This window comes from Mycolicibacterium llatzerense (assembly GCF_000878195.1).
Taxonomy (GTDB): domain Bacteria; phylum Actinomycetota; class Actinomycetes; order Mycobacteriales; family Mycobacteriaceae; genus Mycobacterium; species Mycobacterium llatzerense.
This window is the reverse complement of sequence record NZ_JXST01000012.1, coordinates 86556-111123: the sequence shown is the minus strand read 5'-3', so window position 1 is coordinate 111123 and position 24568 is coordinate 86556. Positions and strand designations below refer to the sequence as shown.

Here is a 24568-nt window from a genome sequence, read left to right as displayed (position 1 = left end):
CCTTAGTAAGGGCTGTTAGGGTCAGTCGGGTTGCTGTGTGGCTGGCAGACAAAGTGAGGAGCACGGGTTGAACCGCGCTGTGGGGTTGCGAATCGCAGCATGCGTCTTGATGGGGCTCGGCGCCGCCCTGCTGATTGCTGCTCTGCTGTTGACTACTTATACGTCGGGGAAAATCGCCAAGATTCCGCTCGACATCGACACCACGCTGGTCAGCAACGGCACCGGCACCGCTCTGGACCCGGCGTCGCTGCTGGGCGAGAAGTTCGTCGTCAACAAGAACGTTCCCGTGGTGTTGCAGCGCCAGCTCAGCGTTGAGAACCCGGCGAACGCCGACGTCGTGACGCTGCAGGTCGGCAACACCGTCCGCCGCACCGACAAGCAGCAGGACAACGGCCTCCTGTTGGCGCTCGTCGACACCGTGACGCTCAACCGCACCACCGCCGCCGCGGTGACAGGTGCGGCCGGCTCGGTGCAGAAGCCGCGCACCATCGAGGACCCGAACCCGCCGACCAACGTCGCGCTGCCCCACACCGGACTGAGCTACCGCTTCCCGTTCAGCACGGAGAAGAAGACCTACCAGGTGTTCGACCCGATCGCGCAGAAGGCGTACGACGCCAACTACGAGGGCGAAGAAGACGTCAACGGGCTGTCGGTCTACAAGTTCACCCAGAACGTCGGCTTCGACGCCGACGGCAAGCTGGTCGAGCCGATCAAGTTCTCGTCGCTGTACGACAAGGACGAAGACGGCTCGGTGACCGCCCGCGCCGAGCTGTGGGGCGTGCCGTCCGCCGAGCCCACCGACCCGATCACCATGCAGCGCTACTACGCCGCTGCCCGCACCTTCTGGGTGGACCCGGTCTCCGGCACCATCGTCAAAGAGAAGGACCGCGGCTTCCACTACTACTCCCGCGACGCCCTCAAGCCTGAGGTGACGTTCGCCGACTTCACCGTCACCTCGAACGAGCAGACGGTCGAGTCGCAGGTCGCGGCCGCCCACGACGAGCGCGACAAGCTGGCCCTGTGGAACCGCATCCTGCCCATCACCTTCGGTGGCCTGGGGCTGGTCTTCCTGGTCGGCGGCGCGCTGCTGGCCGCGTACAGCCTGCGGTCGCAAGCCGCGTTGATCGATCCCGGCTTGGACGCTGCCGGGCACGGCTTCTTCGGCCGGCGCGATACCGATTCCGGCCCGATGCCCGCCGCCGAGGCCATGACCGAGAAGCTGCCTACACAGCGGCCGACCGATCTGCCACCGGACCGGATCTGATCGCTTTTCGTCGTGCCCTGCCGGCGCTGTACGCGCTGGGGCTGACGCTCGCTGTCACCGCGCCCCTGCTGGCGCCTGGTTATCTGCTGCTGCGTGACGCGGTTTCCACACCGCGGTCCTACCTGTCCGATGCGGCCCTGGGCTTGTCCGAGGCCGCACCGCGGGCCTTGCCGCAGGACTTCTTCCTGGCCGTCTTCTCCGGCGTCGTCGACGGCGGCGTGCTCGTCAAGGCGCTGCTGATCCTCGGTCTGTGGTTCGCCGGCTGGGGTGCGGCGCGGTTGGCCGCTGCGGTTCTCGACGTGGGTCTCGGCGGGCAGCTGGTGGCCGTCACCATCGCCGTGTGGAACCCCTACGTCGCCGAGCGGCTGTTGCAGGGGCATTGGAGTCTGCTGGTCGGCTACGGCTGCCTGCCCTGGGTTGCGGTGTCGGCGTTGCGGTTCCGGCTGCCGCACCTCGTGTTTTGGGTCGCGCTGGCCGGGCTGACGCCGACCGGACTGCTGCTGGCGCTGGTCGTGGCCGTGGTGTGTTCGCGCACGTGGCGCGGCGTCTGGGTGGCGCTGGCGGCGTCGATCGGCGCCGCACTGCCCTGGTTGGTGGCGACGGTGGTGGCCCGCTCGGTACTGCCGGTAGCCAGCGCCGGGGTGCCGGCCTTCGCGGCGCGGGCGGAGCCGGGTCTCGGCACGCTCGGCAGTCTGGCCGGGCTCGGCGGCATCTGGAACGCCGGTGCGGTGCCGGTGTCCCGCACGACGCTGTTCGCCGTGGCCGGGACGGTGGCGCTGTTGGCTGTGGTGGCCCTCGGTGCACGGAAGGCGTGGTCCGTGGCCGCGGCCCGGCCGCTGCTGGTGCTCGCGGCCGTCGCGGTGGTGGTGCCCGCGCTGCTGGCTACGGACGCGGGGTCGGCGTTCCTCGACTGGCTCATCCGAACGATTCCCAGCACGGGCGTGCTGCGTGACGGGCAGAAGTGGGTGGCCCTCGCGATGCCCGGCTATGCACTGGCCGGTGCCTCCGCGGTGACGGCGCTTCGACGTTGGGTACCAACATCTTTCGCCGCCGCGGGTTGCTGTGTGATGGTGTTGGCCGCACTGCCGGACCTGGCCTGGGGCGTGGGCAGTCAGTTGCGGTCGGTGTCATATCCGGCCGGCTGGTATTCGGTCGCCGCGCAGATCAACGCGGACCCCAAGCCCGTCGCGGTACTCCCGCCCGACGTCATCCGCCAGTTCCCGTGGGCCGGGCCGACGCCGGTGCTGGATCCGCTGCCCCGCTGGGTTTCCGCCGATGTGCTGGCGACCGGGGACCTGGTGATCGGTGGGCGGACCGTACCCGGCGAGGGCGCGCGGGCACGGCGGGTACAGGACCTGCTGCTGCGCGGCGCCGACGTGCACCAGTTGGCCGCGGCCGGGGTCGGTTGGGTGGTCGTGGAGGGCGCTGCTCCCGCATTGTCGCTACCAATTGCGTACCGGGACAACGACATCACGCTGTACCGGGTAGGTGGGTCGACGCCCGCCGCTTCGGGTCGGCCGCTGCTGATCGCCGCGCACCTGGTGTGGCTGGGGATGCTGATCGGCGGGTTGGCCGCGATGGGCATTGCGCGGTGGCGGGGACTCAGTACGCCCCTTCGCCGCGAGCCACCACGCTGATCGTCTTCAGGATGATCCCGACGTCGGTGACCATCGACCAGTTGTCGACGTACGAAAGATCAAGGCGCACAGCCTTGTCCCAGGTGAGGTTCGACCGCCCGCTGATCTGCCACAGGCCCGTCACTCCCGGCTTGACGAGGAGCTTGCGCCTGATGTCCCCGTTGTAGGACTCGACCTCACGGCGCAGCGGCGGCCGCGGACCGACCACACTCATGTCCTGCTTGAGCACGTTGATGAATTGCGGCAGCTCGTCGATGCTGTAGCGGCGCAAGATCTTTCCGACCAACGTGACCCGCGGGTCCTCCCGCATCTTGAACATGACGCCGCCGGCCATCTCGTTGGACGGAAGCAGGTCGCCGAGACGCTCTTCCGCGTCGACCACCATGCTGCGGAACTTGATCATGGTGAACGGCTCACCGTCCAGTCCGATGCGTTCCGACCGGTAGAACACCGGGCCACGACTCGTCATCTTGATGGCGATCGCCGCGAGCAGGAGCAGCGGCGCGGTCCCGATCAGGGCCGCCAGCGCGAACCCGAAGTCGAACGCCTTCTTCAGGAAGCTCTTGGCGCCCTGATACTGCGGCTTCTCCACGTGCAGCAGCGGCATGCCGGCCACCGGCCGCATCGCGAGACGCGCACCCGCCACGTCGAGCAGGCCGGGCGACACCACCAGGTCGACGTCGGAGGCCTCGAGACGCCAGGTGAGCCGCTGGATTCCGGCAACCCCGAAATGTTCTGCGTCGGTCAGTGCCACGGTGTCGGCGGCACAGCGGTCACCGAGCGCGCCGAGGGCGTCGTTCTCGTCGCCGAAGATCGGGATCACCCGATCGCCGATCCTGATGACGTCACCGCGCGCGTCCGGATCGCCCGGGATGCCCGCACCGACCACCACGTACCCATCGCCGGGATCGTTCATGAGTTCGGTGGCCAGCACGGCGATCGCGTCCCGATCACCAATGGCAAGAACGGATGTCAGGCAATCGCCCGCCTGCCGGCGCGCACGAACCCGGCGCCGCCACACCTTGCGCCCGATCAGCAGTCCGATCGTGCCCAACGGGAATGCGATTGCCAGGTAGCCGCGCGCGATCTCGAGCCGCGCGAGCAAGGCCACGATCGCGATCACCCCGAAGGTCCAGAAGGACGCGGCGACAACGCGGCGATACTCTTCGATGCCGCAGCCGAGGATCGAGGCGGAACGGGCGTGATGCAGGGTCAGGACGCCCAGCCACAGGCACGCCAGCACCAGCGAGTACGCGGTGTAGAGCATGGACGCCGACGGGCCATAGCCCGCTCCGCCGAATCGGGCCCATTGCGCGAACAACATGGCGAGGACGATCGTCACGGCGTCGGTGATCAGCACCCGACGGGCGTAGTGCGGCTGCCACACCGTTCGGGAATTCGAGATGCGCGTGAGTCCGAATGTCGAGAGCGTCATCGGCAACTCCACATGTTCAACTCCTCAGACCCGGTGGTACATCGATGGAGCGGGATATCCAATTACATTGAATGAGAACGGAGTTCGAACGCACTGCATCACCGGAACCAGTTGCCTGGATCCGCCAATCAGGAGGCACACCCGAAAGCCGGAAACCCGAGAGCGACCCTCTTAGCTATTAAATTTGACCTTGGCGTCAGTTTATGCGTCATGGTCGCGTCCAACAGCAAAACGACGGATTTGAATCGTCGTTGCGAAGAATTTCTGAAAGCGGGCTTGCTGCCCGCCTGCCGCGTCGTCGCGGCAGCGGTGAGCCGTCAGACGATCCCGTTGACGAACTGGCCGTCCCGGACCGCTTCGGCAACGGTCAGCATCGCGGAAGCGCTTTGCGGCCACGAGAATTCGGCGGCCCGGACCTGGGCCTTGGCGCCCAGTTGGGCGCGCAGGACATCGTCGGTCACCAGGGTCTCGAGTGCGGTGACCAGGCCGCGGTGGTCGTCGACCAGCAGGCCCGTCACACCGTCGACGATGGAGTCGGTCAGGCCGCCCGACGACCGATAGCCGACCGTCGGCACGCCGTGCTGCGCGGCCTCGATGACGGCCAGCGCCCAGCCTTCCTTGCGCGACGGCAGTGCGTGCACCCAAGCCTGTTGCAGCACTTCGTGTTTGGTGACTTCATCGACGTGGCCGTGGAAGGTCACCGCGGAGCTGATGCCGAGCCTGCGCGCGTGCGCGACCAGCCGCTCGTCCCACCAGCCGCCACCGACGACGTCGAGGCGCAGCCCCGGCACCACCGGCGCCAGCAGGGCGACCGCGTCGAGCACGTCCTCGATCTGCTTGTGCGGCACCAGTCGCGACAGCACCACGATGCGGGGCTCAGCGGCCCGAGGCAGCGCCAGGGACGCCGCGGGAGCGAGGTCGACCCCGTTGCGGACGACAGCGATCCGCGAAGCGTCGACCCCCAGATCCACCAAGTCCCGGGCCGACGGCAGCGACACCGTCACGTATTGGTTGTCCCGGTGCAGCCGGGGCGAGAGCCGTGATTCCACGAACCAGCCGAACTTGCTCATCAACCGGCCGGCAACCGGCCACTGGTCGCGGTGGCAGTGGTGCACCAGCACCATGGCCCGCCGGCCGTAGGCCAGCCGGGCCAGAAACGGAATGCCGTTCTGTGAATCGATCACCACGTCGGGCCGCACGCCACGCAGCGGACCCACGCCGACCCGGGCCAGCACCATGGCCAAGCCGGCCCAGATGTACACGGAAAGGCGGCCACCGCCGCGACTGATCCGGACGCCGTCGACGACCTCGGTGCGCGATGCCCCGCGATACCGGGCGGTCCGCAGCGTCACTCGCACCCCGGACTCGGCCAGCTGGGCGCCGATGCGCTGCAGATACGTCTCGCTGCCGCCGCCCTGGGGGTGGCCGGTGTCGCGCCAGCAGAGCAGCAGCACCGACCGGATCTCGTCAGGAGATCCAGCAGGCTGCTGGGGGTGGTCTGGCATCGAATGCAGGGTACCGGTCAGTAGGGTTGCGGAGTGAATCGCTGGGCAGCCAAAGGACTGGTCACCACCCGCAGGCGAGCCACCCTCGCCCGCTCGATCCGGCTGCTCGGTGAGTTCCGATTCGAGCAGAGCGACCCGGCCCGCTTCTACGGCGCCCTCGCCCGAGACACCGTCGCTCTGGTGGACGGTCTGTGGCGCGACCTCAACGGCACCGCGCCCGAGGGCGCAACCGTGCTCGACGTCGGCGGCGGTCCCGGCTACTTCGCCACCGAATTCTCCGGCGCCGGGATGACGTACATCGGCGTCGAGCCCGACCCGAGGGAGATGCACGCCGGCCCGGCCGCCCAACCGGACGGCGCAGGCACCTTTGTGCGCGCCTCGGGCATGGCGCTGCCCTTCGCCGACGACAGCGTCGACGTCTGCCTGTCGTCGAACGTGGCCGAACATGTCCGCGAACCCTGGCTGATGGGCCGGGAGATGCTGCGGGTCACTCGGCCGGGCGGGCTGGCGATCTTGTCGTACACGGTGTGGCTCGGCCCGTTCGGCGGCCACGAGATGGGGCTGACCCACTATCTCGGTGGCCGGCGGGCCGCGGAGATGTATACCCGCAAACACGGCCACCGGCCGAAGAACGACTACGGGTCGTCGTTGTTCGCGGTATCCGCGGCAGCTGGACTGGAGTGGGCACGCAGCACCGGGGCGCTGGTCGCCGCATTCCCCCGCTACCACCCCCAATGGGCCTGGCGTGCGACTTCTGTACCGGTGTTACAGGAGTTCTTGACGAGCAACCTGGTGTTGGTGCTCAAGCCCAGCTGAGCGACCTAATTGGAACATGTTCTCGTTTCGCTGAAAACTGGGTAATGTGACGCCCATGACACAAAGCACGGCATTCAAAACCGAGTGGGACCAGCTGTTCATCGGCGGTCAGTGGACCGCACCCTCGACGTCGGACGTCATCGAGGTGCACTCCCCGGCCACCGGCGAGCTCGTCGGCAAGGTGCCGCTGGCCGCCAAGGCCGACGTGGATGCCGCGTGTGCCGCCGCCCGCAAGGCGTTCGACGAGGGCCCCTGGCCCAAGATGTCACCGGCCGAGCGTGCCGCGGTGATCGCCGAGGCGTCGCGCATCATGACCGAGCGTGCCGACGAGCTGAAGTTCCTGCTCTCCGCCGAGACCGGCCAGCCGCCGAGCATCGTCGACATGATGCAGTACGGCGCTGCGATGTCGTCGTTCAACTACTACGCCGGCGCTGCCGACAAGTTCCAGTGGAGCGAGATCCGCGACGGCATCTACGGCCAGACGCTGGTGACCCGCGAGCCCATCGGCGTCGTCGCCGCCGTCGCCGCGTGGAACGTGCCGTTCTTCCTGGCCGCCAACAAGCTAGGCCCCGCGCTGCTGGCCGGCTGCACCGTCGTGCTCAAGCCCGCCGCCGAGACCCCGCTGTCGGTGTTCGCCATGGCCCAGGCCTTCGCCGAGGCCGGCCTGCCCGAGGGCGTGCTGTCCGTCGTGCCGGGTGGCCCGGACACCGGCCGCGCGCTGACCGCCAACCCGGAGATCGACAAGTTCACCTTCACCGGCAGCTCGGCCGTCGGCAAGGAGATCGGCAAGGTCGCCGCCGAGCGACTCAAGCCTTGCACCCTGGAACTGGGCGGCAAGTCCGCGGCGATCATCCTCGAGGACGCCGACCTGGACTCCACCCTCCCGATGCTGCTGTTCTCCGGCCTGATGAACACCGGCCAGGCCTGCGTCGGCCAGACGCGCATCCTGGCCCCGCGGTCGCGGTACGACGAGGTCGTCGAGAAGGTGGCCGCGGGCGCGGCCGCCATGCAGGTCGGTCTGCCCGACAACCCGGCCGCCATGATCGGCCCGCTGATCAGCGAGAAGCAGCGTGAGCGCGTCGAGAGCTACATCAAGAAGGGTGTCGAAGAGGGCGCGCGCATCGCCACCGGCGGCGGCCGTCCCGAGGGCCTGGATTCCGGGTGGTTCGTGCAGCCGACGGTGTTCGCCGATGTCGACAACTCGATGACCATCGCCCAGGAAGAGATCTTCGGCCCGGTGCTGGCGATCATCCCCTTCGACACCGAAGAGGAAGCCATCCGGATCGCCAACGACTCCGACTACGGCCTGGCTGGCAGCGTCTACACCACCGACGTGCCCAAGGCCATGAAGATCGCCGCACAGATTCGCACCGGCACCTACGCGGTCAACATGTATGCGTTCGATCCGGGCGCTCCGTTCGGCGGCTACAAGAACTCGGGCATCGGCCGCGAGAACGGCCCCGAGGGCATCGAGGCCTACTGCCAGGCCAAGAGCGTGCTCATGCCGTTCGGCTACACCCCGGCGTAACTCCGCCTTCGTCCGGATGGCCACCCGTGCCGTTGTCCTTCACCCCTCGGGGGACTCGACCGGGTGGCCATTCGGCTTTTCAGCAAGGGTGTTTTATCCCAGGCGAACCCCAGTAATCGCTGATACCGTCACGCCCGTTCGAAGGTCGTTGGCAAACAATCTGGGAGGCAACCCATGGCAGTTTCTGTAGATCTCGAGAAGTCGCTCGACAAGGCCTACGAGGACAAGTCCCTCAAGGACATCCTCGACGCATCGCCCGCCGCGCTCGCCGGGGTCAGTGACTCCGACGCCGAGCACCTCGCCGCGGCGTTCAACATCAAGACCGTGCGCCAGCTCGGTGCCAACAAGTACTTCGCCGTGGCCGCCGCGCTCGTCGCGCTGGAGAACGCAGGCTAGGTTTCCTGCGCGAGCAGACGCAAAACTGCCCCTTTTCTTCGGAGAAGGGGCAGTTTTGCGTCTGGTCGCCAGTCGTCCATGTCGACGGTGCGCTCAGATCGCACATCCCGCCGGATCCGCGATCTGACGGCGCGCTCACGTGACGAAGTGCGTGACTGCAATCGTGGCGGCGATCTGCCGGTGGTTTTTGCACTCAGGGACCACTGACGCCCGGAAAAAGTCCATGGGTTCAGTCTCGGTGGCTGCACGGGCCTGGTGGTTGACGCTACGTATCCCCCGACTGCGTTTCTCCCGGTCATCATGCGAGCAGTGAACTCCCGATCGCACAATTATGTTAGACACCATATTTTTGAAGAAGCGTAGACCCCGCAGTGCTTGAAACCTCACATTCCTGTGACCTGACATACATTCTTTGGTCCAATGTGTTGGGCGTTTTATGCTGAGTCCCATATCGAGGAGGAGCAGCATGTGGGTGGTCGAGGTCAACGTGAAAGGCCATCGCTTCACGCATACCGTCCTGGGCGCCAACGAACGGCTGCGTGAAGCAGCTCGCGGTGTGCAGGACCGGATGACGCAGTTTCGGAACCGGGTCACGCATTGAGCGCGGCAGCGCCCGCCGTCAAGACGGTCAACAAGCGCGGTGCCACCCGGGAACGGATGGTGCGCAGCGCCGCTGCGGTGCTGCGTGAGCGCGGCGCCGCCGGCCTGACCATCGACGAGGTGCTGGTCCGCAGCGGCGCACCGCGCGGGTCGGTCTACCACCACTTTCCCGAGGGCCGCAGCCAGCTGCTGATCGAAGCACTGCAGTTCGCCGGCGACGCGATCGCCGCCCACATCGACGGCTCCGCGGCGTACGGCGGCATCGCACTCGTGCGCGGATTCGTCACCTTCTGGGACCAGATTCTGGCTGACAGCGACTTCACCGCCGGGTGCCCGGTGGTCGCCGCCGCCGTCGGGTCGGGCGACGAAGCGCCGACACTGACCCCCATCGCCGCCGAGATCTTCGACCGGTGGCGCACCGCGCTCGGACACTCCTTCACCGCCGAGGGATTCAGCGATTCCGACGCGTCAGCCCTGGCTGTCACCTGCCTGGCCGCGCTGGAAGGCGCGGTGGTGTTGAGCCGGTCGTCGCAGAGCGTGGCTCCCCTGCACGACGTTGCTACTCAACTCGAATTCCTCATCAAGGCAAAGGCTTTCGTCAAGAACAACGGCCTGCCCACCGCCGGCAGCTAGCCGTCCGCGCGAGCCCAGCGCGCGCAGACGAAGTCCCCGTTGACCGCGGACTCGAGCAATCGCCATTCCGAGCGCACCGGCAACACGGGTGCGCCGGCACCCAGGGAACACGGCGCATAGGACACCACCAGTTCGTCGACCAGGCCGGCCGTCACGAACTGCGCTGCGACGTCCCCGCCGCCGACGATCCAGACGTCACGCTCGCCGGCCGTCTCGACCAGCGCCGGATGCAGCTGCGCGACATCGCCGCTGACCGGGCACACGGGGTGCCCCTCGACGACGACGTCCGGCCGCGACGTGAGCACCCACGTCGGTTGGGGGTACGGCCAATCACCCGGTTCGTTCTCGACGACCCACCGGTACGTCGTCGACCCCATGACCAGGGCACCCACCGACTGCTCGAAGGCTTTGTAGCCGAACGGGCCGTCGACGTCGATGTCGCGTGAGAGCAGCCAGTCCAGGCTGCCGGCAGAATCGACGATGAAGCCGTCCAAGCTCGATGCGGTGTAGTAAATGGTCGCCATCGCTCCGAGTATGCCGCGACCCACCGACAATCCGAGGCGCCCCGATTACTGTTGCCGGATGGACGATTTCGACGCCCTCCGCGCCGACGACGGCGACCTGTCCGAACTGCGTGCGGACCTGCGCCGGTTCCTGGCCCAGGACGCAAAGAAGTTCGGCTGGGAACCCGGCGTCGACTGCTGGCTGTCTAAGTGGGACGCCGACTTCAGCATGCGGCTGGCGGCAGCGGGCTTCGTCGGCCTGACCATCCCGGTCGAGTACGGCGGCCACGGCCGCAGCCACATGCACCGATACGTGGTCACCGAAGAACTGCTCGCGCACGGCGCACCGGTCGCCGCGCACTGGATCGCCGACCGGCAGGTGGCACCGGCCCTGCTGACCTACGGCAGCGAGGACCAGCGGCGCCGACTGCTCCCCCGAATCGCTTCCGGTACTTTGTATTCCGCGATCGGTATGAGCGAGCACGAGGCCGGTTCCGACCTCGCCGCGGTCGCCACGAAGGCCACCCGCACCGACGCCGGCTGGCTGCTGAACGGCAGCAAGGTGTGGACCAGCGGCGCACACCTAGCACACCAGATCGTGGTGCTGGCCCGCACCAGCCCCCTGGACCCCAAGCATCGGCACGCGGGACTCAGCCAGTTCATCGTGCCCACCGACGCCCCGGGCGTCACCATCGAGCCGATCGTCCAGATGAACGGCGAACACCATTTCAACGAGGTGCTGTTCGACGACGTCGCGCTGACCGACGCCGATCTGCTCGGCACCGTCGGCGCGGGCTGGCACCAGGTGACCTCGGAACTGGGTTTCGAGCGCAGCGGACCGGAGCGCTTCCTGTCCACGGCCACATTGCTTTTCGCACTCATCGAGGCGCTGCGGGGTGACCCCCGTGCCGACATCGGCGATCTGCTGGCACGGATGATCTCGCTGCGTCAGCTCTCCATCTCGGTCGCCCGCGCGTTGACCGCAGGCCAAGACGCCGCCGTCCCCGCCGCACTGGTCAAAGACCTGGGCACCCGATTCGAGCAGGACTCCGTGGAGATCGCCGCGGAGCTGCTGGACCGGTACGACGGTCCTGACCGTCCGCGGCTGCAGGCGATGCTGGACACCGCTCGGGTGCATGCGCCGCTGTTCACCCTGCGCGGCGGCACCAATGAGGTGCTGCGCGGCATCGTCGCCAAGAACTGGACCAAACAGGCTGCTGCCAAACAGCATTCGGATGAGTTGGCCGAACTACGCGAACTGGCCGACCAGATCGGGCAGTCCGCACAGCCCGCCCGCACCCTGCCGCTGACCTTCGACGACGCCCTGTGGCGCACCGCCGAGAGCTCCGGACTGACCCGGTTGAGCAGCGACGCCGACGCCGGTCCCGCCGCGACGGCCGTCGTACTGGGCACCTTGGCGCGGCACGCCGCTGCGGTGCCGATCGCCGAAACTGATGTGCTGGCAACGTGGTTGGCGGCCGAAGCCGGTATCGCCGTACCGGAGTCCGGGCCCCTGACCCTGGCGGTCGAGCAGATCGCCACCTGGCCGCAGTGCGGGCCGGTGCTGGTCACCAAACGCGGACCGGACGCCCTGTACGTCGCACTGCGCGACTCACCGGCACCCGTGAACGGTGGGCACAATCTCGCCGGGGAGCCTCGGGCAACCATCGAATTCGACACCGCGGCAAGTGATGTCGTCCAGCTTCCGCTGACGGTCGCCGACGAATTGACCATCCGCGGCGCCTGGTGCCGTAGCGTCCAGATCGTCGGCGCACTCGATGCCGCCGCCGAGCTGACCGTCGCGCACACCGAAACGCGGGTGCAATTCGGCCGCCCGCTCGCCGCCTTCCAGGCGGTGCAGCACTCGCTGGCCTCGATGCTCGGCGAGATCGAACGAGCCAGGGCGGCAACCGCTCTGGCAGTCACCGCCGCCGCGCAGTACGGCTTCAGTGACGACCGCACCGGCTACGCCACGACCGTGGCCAAGATCGCCGTCGGCCGGGCCGTCGCCCCGGTGACGACCATCGCCCACCAGTTGCACGGCGCCATCGGCACCACCGCGGAACATCCGTTGTGGCGGGCGACCCTGCGGGCGCGCAGTTGGGCCGACGAGTTCGGCAGCACCAGTTGGCACGCCCGCAGGCTCGCGACCCGCACCGCGACGACCGACCCGTGGGATGTGACGGTGGGCCGCTTCTGAAAGTCGTTGTGACCTAGGTCAATATCCGCGCCGAAAGTGGAGTCCGTCCGCTTGTGACGGCGACCACTGCGCTACCGGCGGTCCCGGTAAAAACTTGACGAATGTCAAAAATCAGCGGCGCCTTGGCTGCGTTGGCCGTCTGCACCACCCTGCCCGCGGCGACCGCGGTCGCTGCGCCCGCCCAGGCCGCCGGCGCGCACCGCATGACCCTGATGTCGCGGTCGTACACCTGCGACCGGCAGCCGATCAACTACATGAAGTTCCGTTTTCCGGCTGCTCCGACGGCTGAGATCACCTCCGACGGCCGCACCGCCGTCGCCCATATCGACATGCTCGACGGCGCGCGCGACGCGCGGTACGTGGTCCGGTTGATCCCGGCCCCGCATGCCCCACTCGGTTGCCTGGCCGGTGACCCGAGCATCGGCACCGGCACGCTGAGCACCGACGGCTTCGGCAACGGCAGCTCGACCGTGCAGCTCAACGTGGCTCCCGGCACCACCGGTGTGTGGCTCCAGGTTGATCTGCCCGCGCCGCATTCGCAGACCCCGGCCGAGTTCTACAGCAGCGACTTCGTCGCCGCAGTCTGACCATTGTTCGACCCCAGCAGCCGACACAAACGATCTTCCCGGTAGAACAAACACATGTCCTACCGGGAGATCGTGACGTCGCGGCGAGTCAATGGCCGTCAGGCCGCAGTACTGGCAGCCGCTCTGCTGCTGGCTGGATGTTCGGGCGACAAGCAGCCGCCGCAGCCGACCACCTCGTCGTCGAGCGCTCCGGCGCCGAGCACCGCTGCCGCCCCGAGTACCCCAGCGGCCGAAGCGCCGCCGTCCCCCACCAGCCGTCAGCTCGACGGCGGGACCTGCCTGCAACTCACCGGCGCGGTGGTGAACCTGATGTCCGGCGCGTCCCCCGACGACGCCAAGACAGCCGGGGACACCATCAACGGCTTCCACCCGCCGGCCGATGTGCAGGCCGCGGTGACGCATTTCGTCAAGACCAACGGCCTGCACTCCAGCGATCCCGACCGCACCCAGTTCAGCCGCACCCTCAACAACTGGGTTGAGCAGCAGTGCCCGGTGCAGCGGTCGGAGAAGAAACCCAAGTAGGGCCGGTCAGCTACCGGTCCACTGCGGGGCGCGCTTCTCGGCGAAGGCCACCGCGCCCTCGCGCGCGTCCTTCGACATGAAGACCGGCCCCAGGATGGCGGCCTGCTTGTCCCACTTCTCGGCGTCGGACCAGTCGGCCGACTCCACGATGATCCGCTTGGTGGCGGCGACCGCCAGCGGGCCGTTCGCGGTGATCCGCTCGGCCAGCGCGAGGGCGGCATCCAGCGCGCCACCGGGCTCGGTCAGCTCGTTGACCAGGCCCAACTCGTGCGCTCGCGGAGCGGTCAGGTTCTCACCGGTGAGCGCGAGCTCCATCGCGATGGCGTACGGGATGCGCTGCGGCAGCCGCAGCAGTCCGCCACCGCCGGCGACCAGGCCGCGCTTGACCTCGGGGATGCCGAAAGCCGACGCGTTCGAGGCGACGATCAGGTCCGTCGACAGGGCCAGCTCGGTACCGCCGGCAAGCGCGTAGCCCTCGACCGCGGCGATCAGTGGCTTGGCCGGCGGACGCTGGGTGAAGCCCAGGCCGCGGTCCGAGAGGACGTTCTCGCCCTTGGCAAAAGCCTTCAGATCCATACCGGCGCAGAACGTGCCGCCTGCTCCGGTCAGTACGCCGACAGACAGTCCCGGGTCTTCGTCCAGGCGGTCCGCGGCGGCGGCCAAGCCCTTGCTGACCGCTGAGTTGACAGCGTTCTTGGCCTGGGGCCGATTGATGGTGATGATCAGTATGCGGTCGCGCTGTTCGACGAGGACGGCATCTTCGCTGGTGGCTTCTTCGGTCACGACGGTGATGCTAGCCACAGGGGATTGGCGTCCGGCGGTCAACCAGTGAATAATCAAAAATTAGAACATGTTCTAGTTTTTGCCGCAGCCAGAGGAGAAACCGTGGCCAAGCTGCCCGAAATCACCAAATTCGACCCCGACCTGACCGAGAAGGTCATGGGGATTCTCCGACCGCTGCTGAAGGTCTATCACCGATCCGAGGTCCGCGGACTGGAGAACATTCCGCTGGGTGGCGCACTGGTGGTGAGCAACCACTCCGGCGGCATGCTGCCCATGGACGTGCCGATCTTCTCGTCGCACTTCTACGAGAAGTACGGCTACGACCGTCCCGTCTACACCCTCAGCCACGCCATGCTGATGGTCGGCCCGACCGCGGACTTCTTCAAGAAGACCGGCTACATCCTGGCCAGCCACGAGAACGCCGACGAAGCGCTGCGCTCCGGCGGCCTCGTCGTCGTGTTCCCCGGCGGTGACTACGACGTCTACCGGCCGTCGACCGACGCCAACAAGATCGACTTCGACGGCCGCAAGGGCTACGTGAAGGCCGCGATCAACGCCGGCGTGCCGATCGTGCCGATGGTCGGCATCGGCGGTCAGGAGACCCAGCTGTTCTTGACCCGCGGCGAGCGCATCGCCAAGGCCCTCGGCCCCATCGCGCGCGCCGCCCGCGCCAAGGTGGTGCCGCTGTCCGTCGGCCTGCCGTTCGGCTTGTCCGCCGTGCTGCCCTTCAACGTGCCGCTGCCGTCGAAGATCGTCATGCAGGTGCTGCCGCCCATCAACATCGAGGCCGAGTTCGGTGAAGAGCCCGACATCGACGCGGTCGACGCACGAGTCCGCGAGGTCATGCAGGACGCTCTCGACGAACTCGCCGAAGAGCGGCGCTTCCCGGTACTAGGCTGACCGCCCGTGGGTATCACCGACAAGCTGACCGCCACTGCCGGCCTGGTCAACACCATGGTCCGCGCCGGTGTCATCGCCCCACTGCGGCCGGACAAGTACGTCCGGATCGCGGGCGCCATGGCCCGCGAAAACATGAGCGTCACTTCAGGTTTCGCCAGTTCCGCGCAGCGCTGCGGTAACCGCCCGGGCCTGATCGACGAGCTGGGCACGCTGACCTTCAGCGAGCTCGACAAGCGCGGCGACGCGTTCGCCGCCGCCCTGCAGCTGCTGCCCTCGGCCAAGGTCGTCGGCATCATGGCACGCAACCACCGCGGCTTCGTCGACGCACTGATCGCGGCCAACCGCATCGGCGCAGATGTGTTGCTACTGAACACTTCCTTCGCCGGCCCGGCCATGGCCGAGGTCGTGGAACGCGAGAACGTCGATGTCATCATCTACGACGAAGAGTTCACCGCGACGGTGGACCGGGCCCTGCAGGATCAAGGGCAGACGGGCCGGCCTCCCGTCACCCGCATCGTGGCGTGGACCGACACCGAGGACCACCCCCTGACGGTCGAGTCCCTGATCATCGACCATCTGGGGCTGCAACCGCGACGCACCGGCGAGAAGAGCCGGGTGATCCTGCTGACCTCCGGAACCACCGGAACTCCCAAGGGCGCCAAGCATTCCGGTGGTGGCCTGGACGCGTTGAAGGCGATCCTGGACCGCACGCCGTGGCGCACCGAGGAGACCACCGTGGTGGTGGCTCCGATGTTCCACGCCTGGGGTTTCTCCCAATTGGTGTTCGCGGCGTCGATGGCCTGCACCGTCGTCACCCGCCGCAAGTTCGACCCGCAGGCCACCCTGGCCCTGGTCGACAAGTACCAGGCAACCGGATTGTGTGTTGTCCCAGTGATGTTCGACCGCATCATGGAACTGCCGGACCACATCCGCAACCGCTACAGCGGCCGCTCGCTGCGGTTCGCCGCGGCCTCCGGCTCGCGCATGCGCCCCGACGTCGTCACCTCGTTCATGGACCAGTTCGGTGACGTCATCTACAACAACTACAACGCCACCGAGGCCGGCATGATCGCCACCGCGACCCCCGCCGACCTGCGCGCCGCCCCCGACACCGCCGGCCGGCCCGCCGAGGGCACCGAGATCAAGATCCTGGACGCCGATTTCAAGGAGTTGCCGGCGGGCGAGGTGGGCACCATCTACGTACGCAACTCGACCCAGTTCGATGGCTACACCTCCGGCGCCACAAAGGATTTCCACCAGGACTACATGTCCTCGGGCGACCTGGGATACCTCGACGTCGCCGGCCGCTTGTTCGTGGTGGGCCGCGACGACGAGATGATCGTCTCGGGCGGTGAGAACGTGTACCCGATCGAGGTGGAGAAGACGCTGTCCACCCACCCGGACGTGGCCGAAGCCACCGTGCTGGGTGTCGACGACGAGCAGTACGGCCAGCGCCTCGCGGCGTTCGTCGTGCTGACCGATGGCGCGACCGCCACCGAGGAATCCCTCAAGCAGCACGTGAGAGAAAACCTGGCCAATTACAAAGTGCCACGGTCAATTACGGTGCTCGCCGAATTGCCGCGCAACAGTACCGGCAAGATCGACCGCCGCGAGCTGAAGGCGCTGGCCAATGGCGCGTAAATCGGTGACCCTGCTGCGGGCCGTCCTCGGCCTCGCCAACGCCACCAACGCGGCCCGCCCGCTGGCCCGCGCCGGGAACCCCGGCATCCTCACCTTCGCGTATGGCTGGCCGTCCAGTGAAGCGGCCGGATTCGTGCTCAGCTCCTCGGTGCTGTCCGCCATCCGCCGGGGTCGGCGCGGCGCGTTCTCCGGTACCAGCGGCCGAATCGCGTTGGTGCTCAATGTGATCACCTGGACCATCCTGGGCTTCATCGTCAGCCGCAGCCGCAGTTCCCGGCCGGCGTTCGAAGAGCCACTGCGCGACGTGATCGGTCCGGGCAACCCGGCCGATCCGGGCGTCCCGCGCCTGCCCGGTATCGCGCGCACCATGCTGTCGCGCCGCAAGTACAACAAGAAGACCGTCAAGTACGGTCCGCACCGCGCCAACCTGGCCGACATCTGGCGCCGCCCCGACCTGCCGCTCGACGGCAAAGCCCCGGTGCTGCTGCAGGTTCCCGGCGGTGGGTGGATGCTCGGCGACCGTCGGCCGCAGGCCTACCCGCTGATGGGCACTCTCGCCGACCGCGGCTGGATCTGCGTGTCCATCGGCTACCGCGTCAGCCCGAAGCACCAGTGGCCGGCGCACATCATCGACGTCAAGCAGGCCCTCGCCTGGATCAAGGAGAACATCGCCGATTACGGCGGCGACCCCGACTTCGTCGCGATCAGCGGCGGCTCGGCGGGCGGTCACCTGTCCTCGCTGGCCGCGTTGACTCCCGGAGATCCCCAGTGGCAGCCCGGCTTTGAGGATGCCGACACCTCGGTGGTGGCCGCGGTTCCGGTATACGGCCGCTACGATTGGTTCAGCTTCGACGGCCCCGGGCGTCCGGAGATGATGCACGCCCTGCAGCACTTGATCATCAAGAAGCGGTTCTCCACCGATCCCCAGGTCTTCCTGGACGCCTCGCCCATCAAGCGGATAGGTCCCGACGCCCCGCCATTCTTCGTGCTGCACGGCACCGACGACACACTGATCGATGTCCAGGAGGGACGGGACTTCGTCGCCGCGCTGCGCGAGCGGTCACCGGCGCCGGTGGCATACGCCGAGATCCCGCACGCGCAGCACGCATTCGACATCTTTGGCTCGGCGCACGGCCGCTACGCCGCCGAGGCGATCACCCGGTTCCTGGAGTGGGTGCGCGCCGAGAAGGCGAAGGTCGTTGACGCCGAGGTTGACTCCGAAGGTGTCGGCTAGCCGCAGGTGAAGTCGCGGCGGCAGGTCCGGGCGGCGAGTACCGCAGCCCCTACTGCGCCATCGCGGTCTCGACGACCGTCAGCTCCTCGGAAAGCCCTGCGGCCCTGCGGATTTTCTTGAAGTCCGCCATCATGCCCGCGGTGACTTCATGCGGGTCGTCGGTGGTCGCACCGTCGGCCAGCACCGAGATGTTCAGCTGGTCGACGTAGCTCCACACGGTGATGTTAAGGCCGCTGCCCGCGGTGAGCGGGCCGACCGAATAGATCTCGGTGACGGTGGCGCCACCCACCTTGCCGCGTTCCCGGGGCCCCGGCACGTTAGAGATGTTGAGGTTCAGCACCTTGTTCTGGCCGTCCATGTTGGACAGCCGGCGGAACATCGACTCCATCGGCGCCGGCGGCATGTAGGCGGCCCACCGGGCCACCAGTTCCGGGCCGACCAACTGGTGACTCTCCTTGGCCAGCATGGCGGCTTCCCGGGCCTGCCTGACGCGCTGCTCGGCGTCGTCCACGTCAACCGGCAGCGAGATCAGCACGCCGCTGAATCGGTTGCCGGAGATGCGATCCGGCGAGAAGTCGTAACTCATCGGAACCGAGGCCAGCAGCGGGTGGTCGGCCTTGCCGTCGTACTTCAGCAGCAGCTCGCGCAGCGCGCCCGACGACATGGCCAGCACCAGGTCGTTGATGGTGACGCCCAGCTTCTTACTGGTCTCCTTGACGTCCGCGAGCGCCAAAGTGGCTGTGGCGAAACGTCGTTGGGGCGTGAGCACGTGGTTCATGAAGCTCGCCGGCGGGGTGAACGGCCGGGTCAGTTCGGGCGACAGCTTGCGCGTGCTCTTGCGCACCCGCGCCATGCCGTCGGCGGTGTACTTGACCACGCCCGGAATCCGGCCGATCTGCCGGAGGTGATCGACGAAGGCCGAGCGCACCAGCTCGCCGCGGGACGGGGCCGGATCGGCGATGTAGAGGTCCTGATCGCGCTGCGGCCCTTCGGTGATGTCCATGCCGAGGGCCAGCAGGTTGGCCGAGGCCACCCCGTCCGCCAGCGCGTGGTGGATCTTGCCGACCACGGCCACCCGCCCGTTGGCCAAGCCTTCGACGAGGTACATCTCCCACAGCGGCCGGCTGCGATCCAGTGCGGTACTGGCGATTTCGCCGATCGCCTCGTCCAGTTCACGGCGGCCACCCGGTGCCGCCACCCGCCACGGCCGGACGTGGTACTCGAGATCGACTTCGGCGTGCTCGCGCCACATCGGGTGGTGGAACTTGAACGGGATGTCGACGAGCTGATAGCCGAACGGGTCCAGCTTGTGCAGTCGTTCCCGGAGCACGCGACGGAATTCGTCGATCCCGAAGGTGCGATCACCCAGTCCGGCAAGGTCGATGACGGCAATCTTGAGGGTGTGCATGTGCACGTTGGGCGTTTCCGAATACAGCAGGAACGCGTCCCACCCACTCAGTCGTTTCACTCGACCTCTCCTGCGCTTCGGTCAGACCTCGCCCAGTCGAACGGTCTAGACGACCTCTTCGACACACTGCTGGTTCTGGTTCCGACGAACCTCGTCGAGGAACAACCCTATGGCAGTGGCCATCGACGCCGTGCGAGCACCGTCGGTCATGTCGAAACCGTGTCCGGCACCGGGCAATTCGATGTAACTGACGGTCGACGCGGACACCGCGCGCAGCTCGTGCACGAAGTCGCGCGCCTGCGCCACCGGGATGACGCTGTCGCCGCTGCCGTGGATCACCAGGAACGGCGGCGCATCTCGATGCACCCGCGCGATCGGAGAGGCCTGACGGTAGATCTCCGGGTGCTTGTCGATCCGGCGCCGGACCACGACGCGCTCGAGGAAGTCGACGAACTCCTCCCGCTCCTTGGTGGACCGGTCCTCCCAGTCGTAGCGGCCGTAGATACCGACAACGGCGTCGACCGACGTGTCGGCCCCCTCGGGCAGGTCGGCCTGCAGTTCGGGATCGTTGGCGGTCAGGCCGGCCAGCGCAGCGAGGTGCCCACCGGCCGAGCCACCGGAGATCGTGATGAAGTCGCGGTCACCGCCGAACTTGTCGACGTTCGCCCTGGCCCACGCGATCGCGGTCTTGACGTCCGTGATGTGTTGCGGCCAACGGTGGTTCGGGGCCACACGGTAGTCGATGGACAGACAGACCCAGCCCTGTTGGGCCAGGTGGCTCATCAGTGCGTAGCCCTGCAGCAGCCGGCTGCCGTGCACCCAGGCCCCACCGGGCAGGTAGATCAGCACCGGGGCCGGCTCGCTGGGCAGGTCGTCGGCGCGCCAGACGTCCAAGAGCTGCGACGGGTTGTCGCCGTAGCGCACCGAGGTGCGGTGCACCTGACGCCGGTGTTCGCGGGCCCGCCAGAACGGCGGCGTGCGCTCGGGCGCAGGCCATTCGATGTCGAGTTCGGCCGGCGGCACGACCCCGGTCAGCGCGGCCCGGACCACCTCGTTGGTGCAATCACGCTCGGCCCGACGGATCTCCGCGACGCTCGGGGTGAACAGCGCCTTGGAGGTCGACGCCCAGAAGCTCGGCACGTGGCGCATGCCCCACAGGGTCATCGCGGTCGCCCCGCCGAGCGGCTCGAGGCTCTTGCCGATCACCGGCAACGAGGCGGCGGCCGTCGCCATCGCCAACAGGTGATCGGAGGGCTTGGCTGCCATGAACCAGCGCAGCCTGGTCGCCAGCGAAGGGCTGTGAACGTCATTGTCCGGTCGAGCCGTCATTTCGCGAGCGTACACCGCGCTGACCACGCGCTTTCGGGGCCACGGCAAGTTGGTGGTCACATTTCGGAGACTGTTCACTTGTGAAGTGCATCACAGCTGATCAGGGGCTATTCGAAGTCGTACCGTCGTGCTTACAGTCAAGCCATGGGTACCTCAGCGCTGGCGATCACCGACGAACACAACGACCTCGCGGACTCGGCCACCGGACTGCTGCACCGGCTTGGCAGCCGGGCCGCGGCCCGCGCCACGCTGGAGGGCGGGCCGTCGCATCCGGCCGGATTCTGGACGGCTGCAGCCGATCTGGGTTGGCAGGGGCTGGCCATCCCCGAGGCCTACGGCGGCTCCGGATTCGGACTGCCCGAATTGGCGGTGGTGCTGGAGGCACAGGGCCGCGAACTGTGTCCCGGACCGTTCCTGCCGACCGTCGCCGCCGCCGTCGTCATCGACCGATGTGCCACCGAAGAGTTGCGCGCCGCACTGCTGCCCGGGCTGGCCGACGGCAGCACTGCCGCCGCCCTGGGCTTGTCCGGCCACGTTCACATCGCCGGCCACACCGTGTTCGGGGAAAGCCCGACGGTGCTCGGCGCCCCGGATGCCGACCTGCTGGTCCTGGTCGCCGGCGATGACGTCGTGGTCGTCGATGCCCACGCCACCGGCGTCACCGTCACACCGCTGGACGGGGCGGACACCACGCGCAGCATCGGCTCGGTGACACTGGACCAGGTCGAGGCGACCGCGGTACTACGCGGCGCTGCGACCAAGGCGCACACTGCTTTTCGCATTCTCGCCGCCGCCGAGGCGGTCGGGGTCAGCTGGGCGGCGCTGGACATGGCCGTCGAATACGCCAAGGTGCGTGAGCAATTCGGCCGCACCATCGGCACCTTCCAGGCCGTCAAACACCACGCCGCCAACATGCTGGTGGCAGCAGAGCTCACCACCGCGGCCGCGTGGGACGCAGCTCGCGCCGACGATCTGGATGACGCCTGGTTCGGCGCGGCCGTCGCCGCTGTCCAGGCGATCCACAGTCAGGTCTTCAACGCCGAGAACAACATTCAGCTGCACGGCGGCATCGGCTTCACCTGGGAACACGACGCGCACCTGTACCTGCGCCGCGCCCTCACACTGGCCGCGCTGACGGGGGCCGGCGCCGACCCGCTGGCCGATGTGGTCGACGGGCAACGCACCGGCCGAGCCCACGGTGCGTCGTTCGCGCTCCCCGAGGAAGCGGCCGAATACCGCGCCGCCGCCCGCGACGCCGTCGCGACGCTGCAGTCGCTGGCCGAGGACAAGAAGCGGGACTTTCTTGTCGATTCCGGTTACCTGGTGCCGCACTGGCCCAAGCCGTGGGGCCGGGATGCCGGCGTGCTGGAGCAGCTGGCCATCGAGGAGGAGTTCCGTGATGTCGAGCGTCCCGACCTCGGCATCACCGGCTGGGTGACGCTGACCATCGCTCAGGCCGGCACCGACGATCAGCGCGAGCGCTGGGTGTACCCGGTGCTGCGCGGCGAGATCATGTGGTGCCAGTTGTTCTCCGAGCCCGAGGCCGGCTCGGATGCGGCCGCGGTGCGCACCAGCGCCAAGAAGGTCGACGGCGGCTGGCTGGTGACCGGCCAAAAGGTGTGGACCAGCCTGGCCCAGTACTGCCAGTGGGGCCTGGCCACCGTACGCACCGATCCCGATGCCCCCAAGCACGCCGGCGTCACGATGATGGCGATCGACATGAAAGCCCCCGGCGTGACCGTCAACCCCCTCAAGGGTCTGACCGGCAACGCGCACTTCAACGAAGTGTTCTTCGACGAGGTGTTCGTCCCGGACGCCGACGTGGTCGGCGACGTCAACAAGGGCTGGCTGGTGGCGCGGGCGACGCTGGGCAACGAGCGGCTGTCGATCGGCGGCGGATCCGGTGCGCAATCCGGCTTCACCGCGGACGACCTCATCGCGCTGTTGGACGCTGCCCAGCCGGAGCTGGCTGCCGGGCTGCGCGACCGCGCCGGCGCGGTGATCGCCGAGGGACACACCCTGCGGCTGCTGAATCTGCGGCGGATCAGCCGGGCCATCGCGGGCACCGGCCCGGGACCCGAGGGCAATGTCACAAAACTCGTGGTCGCCGAGCAGGGGCAGCGTCAGACCGAGCTGGGGATGAAGCTGGCCGGCCCCGCGGCCGTGACCGGGCAAACTCCGGCGCTCACCCAGGCCTACCTGGGCTACCGTGCCATGACCATCGCGGGCGGCACCTCGGAGATCACCCGGAACACCATCGCCGAACGAATTCTCGGCTTGCCCCGCGATCCTTTGCTCAAGTAGGTCGTTACGCATCACGAGTCGGTTGAGACTTAGCGAAGATCGCTTCGCCACGCTGCGCCGATCGGTCAGATATGTCACGCTATGGACCGATGAGTTTGCTATCGGTCACGCCCTGGGTGTCCCGCCGCGCTTTGCTGGCGGCGGTGCTGTGTGCCCAGCTGATCGCCGGGGTGGTGACCGTGGCCGCCGTCGGCCCGTCCGCCGGCAGCGCGACCGATGACGACCACACCGACGCCGTGTTCCGCAGTGCCCACGCCGGCAGCTGCCTGACCTGGCAACCTGAACCGCCCCAGCGGCCCGCGTTCGTGCAGTGCAGCAGCCCGCACCTGTTCGAGGTCGTCAACTCTGTCGAAGGCGACGGCGATCAGGGGGCCTGCGCAGTGTCCGGACGCCGGTACCTCGGGCCACGCTTTGACCCGAACAGCCGGTTCGCGTACGGCCTGCTGCGCTCGGTGAGCTCTGGTGGGGCCGGATCCGGCAGTCACATCGCGTTGTGCGGACTGCAACTGCCCGGCTCGAACGGCCAGCAGCTGCCGTTCCGCGGGCAGGTCGCCGAGCAGGATCAGTCGCGGGTGTGGCCACCGGGCACGTGTCTTGGGGCCGACATGAAGGGCGGACAGACGGGCCTGGTGCCCGTGGACTGCGCCGAGCCGCATTCGGTCGAGGCCGTCGGCCCCGTCGATCTCGGCGCGCACTTCCATGACGGCCCGCCGCCATCGGACGCCGAGCAGGAGGCGGTGCTACGCCCCACCTGCAGCACGATGACGACCGCGTACCTGTCGCCGAAGACGTTGTCGGCCAGCGACCTGACCCTGAACTACCGGCCCATCGGCCCGTCCAGCTGGTCCGCCGGCAGCCACCAGACGCTGTGCGCGCTGGCATCGCGGACGCCCGGCCCCCTGACCGGCAGCGTGAAGTCCCCCGGCGCCGCGTCGGCAGTGCCCGCTCCCGTCGCCCCGCGCCCGGTGGCGCAGGCGCCCGTCACCACCGCCACGACCATCGCCCCGACGAGCAGCGCCCCGACCACCGTCGCGGCTCCGGCGGTCGCTCCGAGTACCGCGGCGCCACCGTCGTCCTCGTCGTCGGTGGCATCGCAGGCAGCCGAGGCGCCCAGCGCTTCCGTCACCGAAACCACGGTCCCGCCGGCAGCCCCGGCCTCACCCGTCGACAACCCGGCGCATCCGCCGCAGGCTCCCCCGGCCGAACCGGCGCATCCTGCCGAGCCGGCACCTCCGGCCGAGCCCGCGGCGCCGTCGCACGTGCTCGAGCTCCCGGGCATGGCCCCGATCACCCTGCCCTGGGCGCCGCCGCCGCTGTAGCCCGCTCGCCGAGCCTGACCACAG

General features: G+C 68.1%; 21 protein-coding genes and 1 pseudogene. 16 read left to right on the top strand and 6 right to left on the bottom strand.

What is annotated here, in order from left to right; all coding sequences use genetic code 11:
* Positions 1 to 67: 67 nt before the first annotated feature.
* Both pgfA and TL10_RS10730 read left to right on the top strand, forming a co-directional pair.
* Entirely contained in the window at positions 68 to 1264 is a 1197-nt protein-coding gene (gene pgfA, locus TL10_RS10735; RefSeq protein ID WP_043391098.1) for a cell envelope lipid trafficking protein PgfA, read from the top strand.
* A gap of 17 nt (positions 1265 to 1281) precedes the next feature.
* Positions 1282 to 2901: an MmpA family trehalose lipid delivery protein gene (locus TL10_RS10730; RefSeq protein ID WP_192830212.1), complete on the top strand. Its 1620-nt coding sequence runs from the start codon at positions 1282 to 1284 to the stop codon at positions 2899 to 2901.
* On the opposite strand, the gene TL10_RS10725 is transcribed toward TL10_RS10730, so the two are convergent.
* Positions 2867 to 4336 (bottom strand): sugar transferase, encoded by a 1470-nt coding sequence (locus tag TL10_RS10725; RefSeq protein ID WP_043985665.1) that lies wholly within the window; start codon positions 4334 to 4336, stop codon positions 2867 to 2869. The genes TL10_RS10730 and TL10_RS10725 overlap by 35 nt on opposite strands.
* Before the next feature lie 317 nt (positions 4337 to 4653).
* A complete protein-coding gene (locus tag TL10_RS10720; RefSeq protein ID WP_043985630.1) occupies positions 4654 to 5841 on the bottom strand; it encodes a glycosyltransferase family 4 protein in 1188 nt (395 codons plus the stop codon).
* Between the two features lie 33 nt (positions 5842 to 5874).
* Between TL10_RS10720 and TL10_RS10715 the strand changes: the two genes are divergently transcribed.
* The 5 genes from TL10_RS10715 (at position 5875) to TL10_RS10700 (ending at position 9814) form a co-directional block, all read left to right on the top strand.
* A complete protein-coding gene (locus TL10_RS10715; protein ID WP_192830211.1) occupies positions 5875 to 6657 on the top strand; it encodes a class I SAM-dependent methyltransferase in 783 nt (260 codons plus the stop codon).
* 55 nt (positions 6658 to 6712) lie between these two features.
* Positions 6713 to 8185, top strand: a complete 1473-nt coding sequence (locus tag TL10_RS10710; protein ID WP_043391101.1) for an aldehyde dehydrogenase — start codon at positions 6713 to 6715, stop codon at positions 8183 to 8185.
* Between the two features lie 174 nt (positions 8186 to 8359).
* The gene (locus tag TL10_RS10705) at positions 8360 to 8581 is read left to right on the top strand and encodes a hypothetical protein (protein ID WP_043391103.1); all 222 of its coding nucleotides are present in this window, start codon (positions 8360 to 8362) and stop codon (positions 8579 to 8581) included.
* 466 nt (positions 8582 to 9047) lie between these two features.
* Positions 9048 to 9182 carry a hypothetical protein gene (locus TL10_RS31960; protein WP_260934362.1) on the top strand — a complete coding sequence of 45 codons (135 nt, stop codon included), beginning with the start codon at positions 9048 to 9050 and terminating at the stop codon, positions 9180 to 9182.
* A gap of 56 nt (positions 9183 to 9238) precedes the next feature.
* Positions 9239 to 9814: a TetR/AcrR family transcriptional regulator gene (locus TL10_RS10700; RefSeq protein WP_043985663.1), complete on the top strand. Its 576-nt coding sequence runs from the start codon at positions 9239 to 9241 to the stop codon at positions 9812 to 9814.
* Here TL10_RS10700 and TL10_RS10695 read toward each other — a convergent pair.
* Complete coding sequence (locus tag TL10_RS10695) at positions 9811 to 10338, bottom strand: dihydrofolate reductase family protein (RefSeq protein ID WP_043391108.1); 528 nt, start codon at positions 10336 to 10338, stop codon at positions 9811 to 9813. The genes TL10_RS10700 and TL10_RS10695 overlap by 4 nt on opposite strands.
* Positions 10339 to 10396: 58 nt before the next feature.
* On the opposite strand from TL10_RS10695, the pseudogene TL10_RS31680 reads away from it, so the two are divergent.
* The 4 genes and pseudogenes from TL10_RS31680 to TL10_RS10680 all read left to right on the top strand — a co-directional run.
* Positions 10397 to 11515, top strand: a pseudogene (locus tag TL10_RS31680) (acyl-CoA dehydrogenase family protein); the annotation flags it as partial.
* The gene (locus TL10_RS31675; RefSeq protein ID WP_234711429.1) at positions 11492 to 12517 is read left to right on the top strand and encodes an acyl-CoA dehydrogenase family protein; all 1026 of its coding nucleotides are present in this window, start codon (positions 11492 to 11494) and stop codon (positions 12515 to 12517) included. The pseudogene TL10_RS31680 and the gene TL10_RS31675, both read left to right, overlap by 24 nt.
* Positions 12518 to 12618: 101 nt before the next feature.
* Positions 12619 to 13104 carry a hypothetical protein gene (locus TL10_RS29555; protein ID WP_052506382.1) on the top strand — a complete coding sequence of 162 codons (486 nt, stop codon included), beginning with the start codon at positions 12619 to 12621 and terminating at the stop codon, positions 13102 to 13104.
* A 54-nt stretch (positions 13105 to 13158) separates the two neighbouring features.
* Positions 13159 to 13626 carry a hypothetical protein gene (locus TL10_RS10680; protein WP_043985629.1) on the top strand — a complete coding sequence of 156 codons (468 nt, stop codon included), beginning with the start codon at positions 13159 to 13161 and terminating at the stop codon, positions 13624 to 13626.
* Between the two features lie 6 nt (positions 13627 to 13632).
* Here TL10_RS10680 and TL10_RS10675 read toward each other — a convergent pair whose 3' ends face one another.
* Complete coding sequence (locus tag TL10_RS10675) at positions 13633 to 14409, bottom strand: crotonase/enoyl-CoA hydratase family protein (protein WP_043391847.1); 777 nt, start codon at positions 14407 to 14409, stop codon at positions 13633 to 13635.
* 156 nt (positions 14410 to 14565) lie between these two features.
* Between TL10_RS10675 and TL10_RS10670 the strand changes: the two genes are divergently transcribed.
* From TL10_RS10670 to TL10_RS10660, 3 genes are read left to right on the top strand one after another with little or no spacing between them, the layout of a single operon-like run.
* Positions 14566 to 15309, top strand: a complete 744-nt coding sequence (locus tag TL10_RS10670; RefSeq protein ID WP_231575493.1) for a lysophospholipid acyltransferase family protein — start codon at positions 14566 to 14568, stop codon at positions 15307 to 15309.
* Positions 15310 to 15333: 24 nt separating this feature from the next.
* Positions 15334 to 16950: an acyl-CoA ligase FadD12 gene (gene fadD12 / locus TL10_RS10665; protein ID WP_267884337.1), complete on the top strand. Its 1617-nt coding sequence runs from the start codon at positions 15334 to 15336 to the stop codon at positions 16948 to 16950.
* On the top strand, positions 16940 to 18184 hold the full coding sequence (locus TL10_RS10660) for an alpha/beta hydrolase (RefSeq protein WP_043985628.1): 1245 nt from the start codon (positions 16940 to 16942) through the stop codon (positions 18182 to 18184). The genes fadD12 and TL10_RS10660 overlap by 11 nt, the downstream gene beginning before the upstream one ends.
* 49 nt (positions 18185 to 18233) lie before the next feature.
* Here TL10_RS10660 and TL10_RS10655 read toward each other — a convergent pair whose 3' ends face one another.
* Complete coding sequence (locus tag TL10_RS10655; protein WP_043985627.1) at positions 18234 to 19652, bottom strand: WS/DGAT/MGAT family O-acyltransferase; 1419 nt, start codon at positions 19650 to 19652, stop codon at positions 18234 to 18236.
* Positions 19653 to 19697: 45 nt separating this feature from the next.
* The gene (locus TL10_RS10650) at positions 19698 to 20921 is read right to left on the bottom strand and encodes an alpha/beta hydrolase (protein WP_043391850.1); all 1224 of its coding nucleotides are present in this window, start codon (positions 20919 to 20921) and stop codon (positions 19698 to 19700) included.
* Positions 20922 to 21065: 144 nt separating this feature from the next.
* Between TL10_RS10650 and TL10_RS10645 the strand changes: the two genes are divergently transcribed.
* Both TL10_RS10645 and TL10_RS29550 read left to right on the top strand, forming a co-directional pair.
* On the top strand, positions 21066 to 23225 hold the full coding sequence (locus TL10_RS10645) for an acyl-CoA dehydrogenase family protein (protein WP_043985626.1): 2160 nt from the start codon (positions 21066 to 21068) through the stop codon (positions 23223 to 23225).
* 89 nt (positions 23226 to 23314) lie between these two features.
* Positions 23315 to 24544: a septum formation family protein gene (locus tag TL10_RS29550; RefSeq protein ID WP_052506381.1), complete on the top strand. Its 1230-nt coding sequence runs from the start codon at positions 23315 to 23317 to the stop codon at positions 24542 to 24544.
* The last annotated feature ends 24 nt before the right edge of the window (positions 24545 to 24568 follow it).

Coding starts and splice junctions, on each gene's coding strand:
- TL10_RS10725 (WP_043985665.1), bottom strand. CDS start 4,336: ATGACGCTCTCGACATTCGGACTCACGCGCATCTCGAATTCCCGAACG.
- TL10_RS10720 (WP_043985630.1), bottom strand. CDS start 5,841: ATGCCAGACCACCCCCAGCAGCCTGCTGGATCTCCTGACGAGATCCGG.
- TL10_RS10710 (WP_043391101.1), top strand. CDS start 6,713: ATGACACAAAGCACGGCATTCAAAACCGAGTGGGACCAGCTGTTCATC.
- TL10_RS10705 (WP_043391103.1), top strand. CDS start 8,360: ATGGCAGTTTCTGTAGATCTCGAGAAGTCGCTCGACAAGGCCTACGAG.
- TL10_RS31960 (WP_260934362.1), top strand. CDS start 9,048: ATGTGGGTGGTCGAGGTCAACGTGAAAGGCCATCGCTTCACGCATACC.
- TL10_RS10700 (WP_043985663.1), top strand. CDS start 9,239: ATGGTGCGCAGCGCCGCTGCGGTGCTGCGTGAGCGCGGCGCCGCCGGC.
- TL10_RS10695 (WP_043391108.1), bottom strand. CDS start 10,338: ATGGCGACCATTTACTACACCGCATCGAGCTTGGACGGCTTCATCGTC.
- TL10_RS29555 (WP_052506382.1), top strand. CDS start 12,619: ATGTCAAAAATCAGCGGCGCCTTGGCTGCGTTGGCCGTCTGCACCACC.
- TL10_RS10680 (WP_043985629.1), top strand. CDS start 13,159: ATGTCCTACCGGGAGATCGTGACGTCGCGGCGAGTCAATGGCCGTCAG.
- TL10_RS10670 (WP_231575493.1), top strand. CDS start 14,566: ATGGGGATTCTCCGACCGCTGCTGAAGGTCTATCACCGATCCGAGGTC.
- TL10_RS10660 (WP_043985628.1), top strand. CDS start 16,940: ATGGCGCGTAAATCGGTGACCCTGCTGCGGGCCGTCCTCGGCCTCGCC.
- TL10_RS10650 (WP_043391850.1), bottom strand. CDS start 20,921: ATGACGGCTCGACCGGACAATGACGTTCACAGCCCTTCGCTGGCGACC.
- TL10_RS10645 (WP_043985626.1), top strand. CDS start 21,066: ATGGGTACCTCAGCGCTGGCGATCACCGACGAACACAACGACCTCGCG.
- TL10_RS29550 (WP_052506381.1), top strand. CDS start 23,315: ATGAGTTTGCTATCGGTCACGCCCTGGGTGTCCCGCCGCGCTTTGCTG.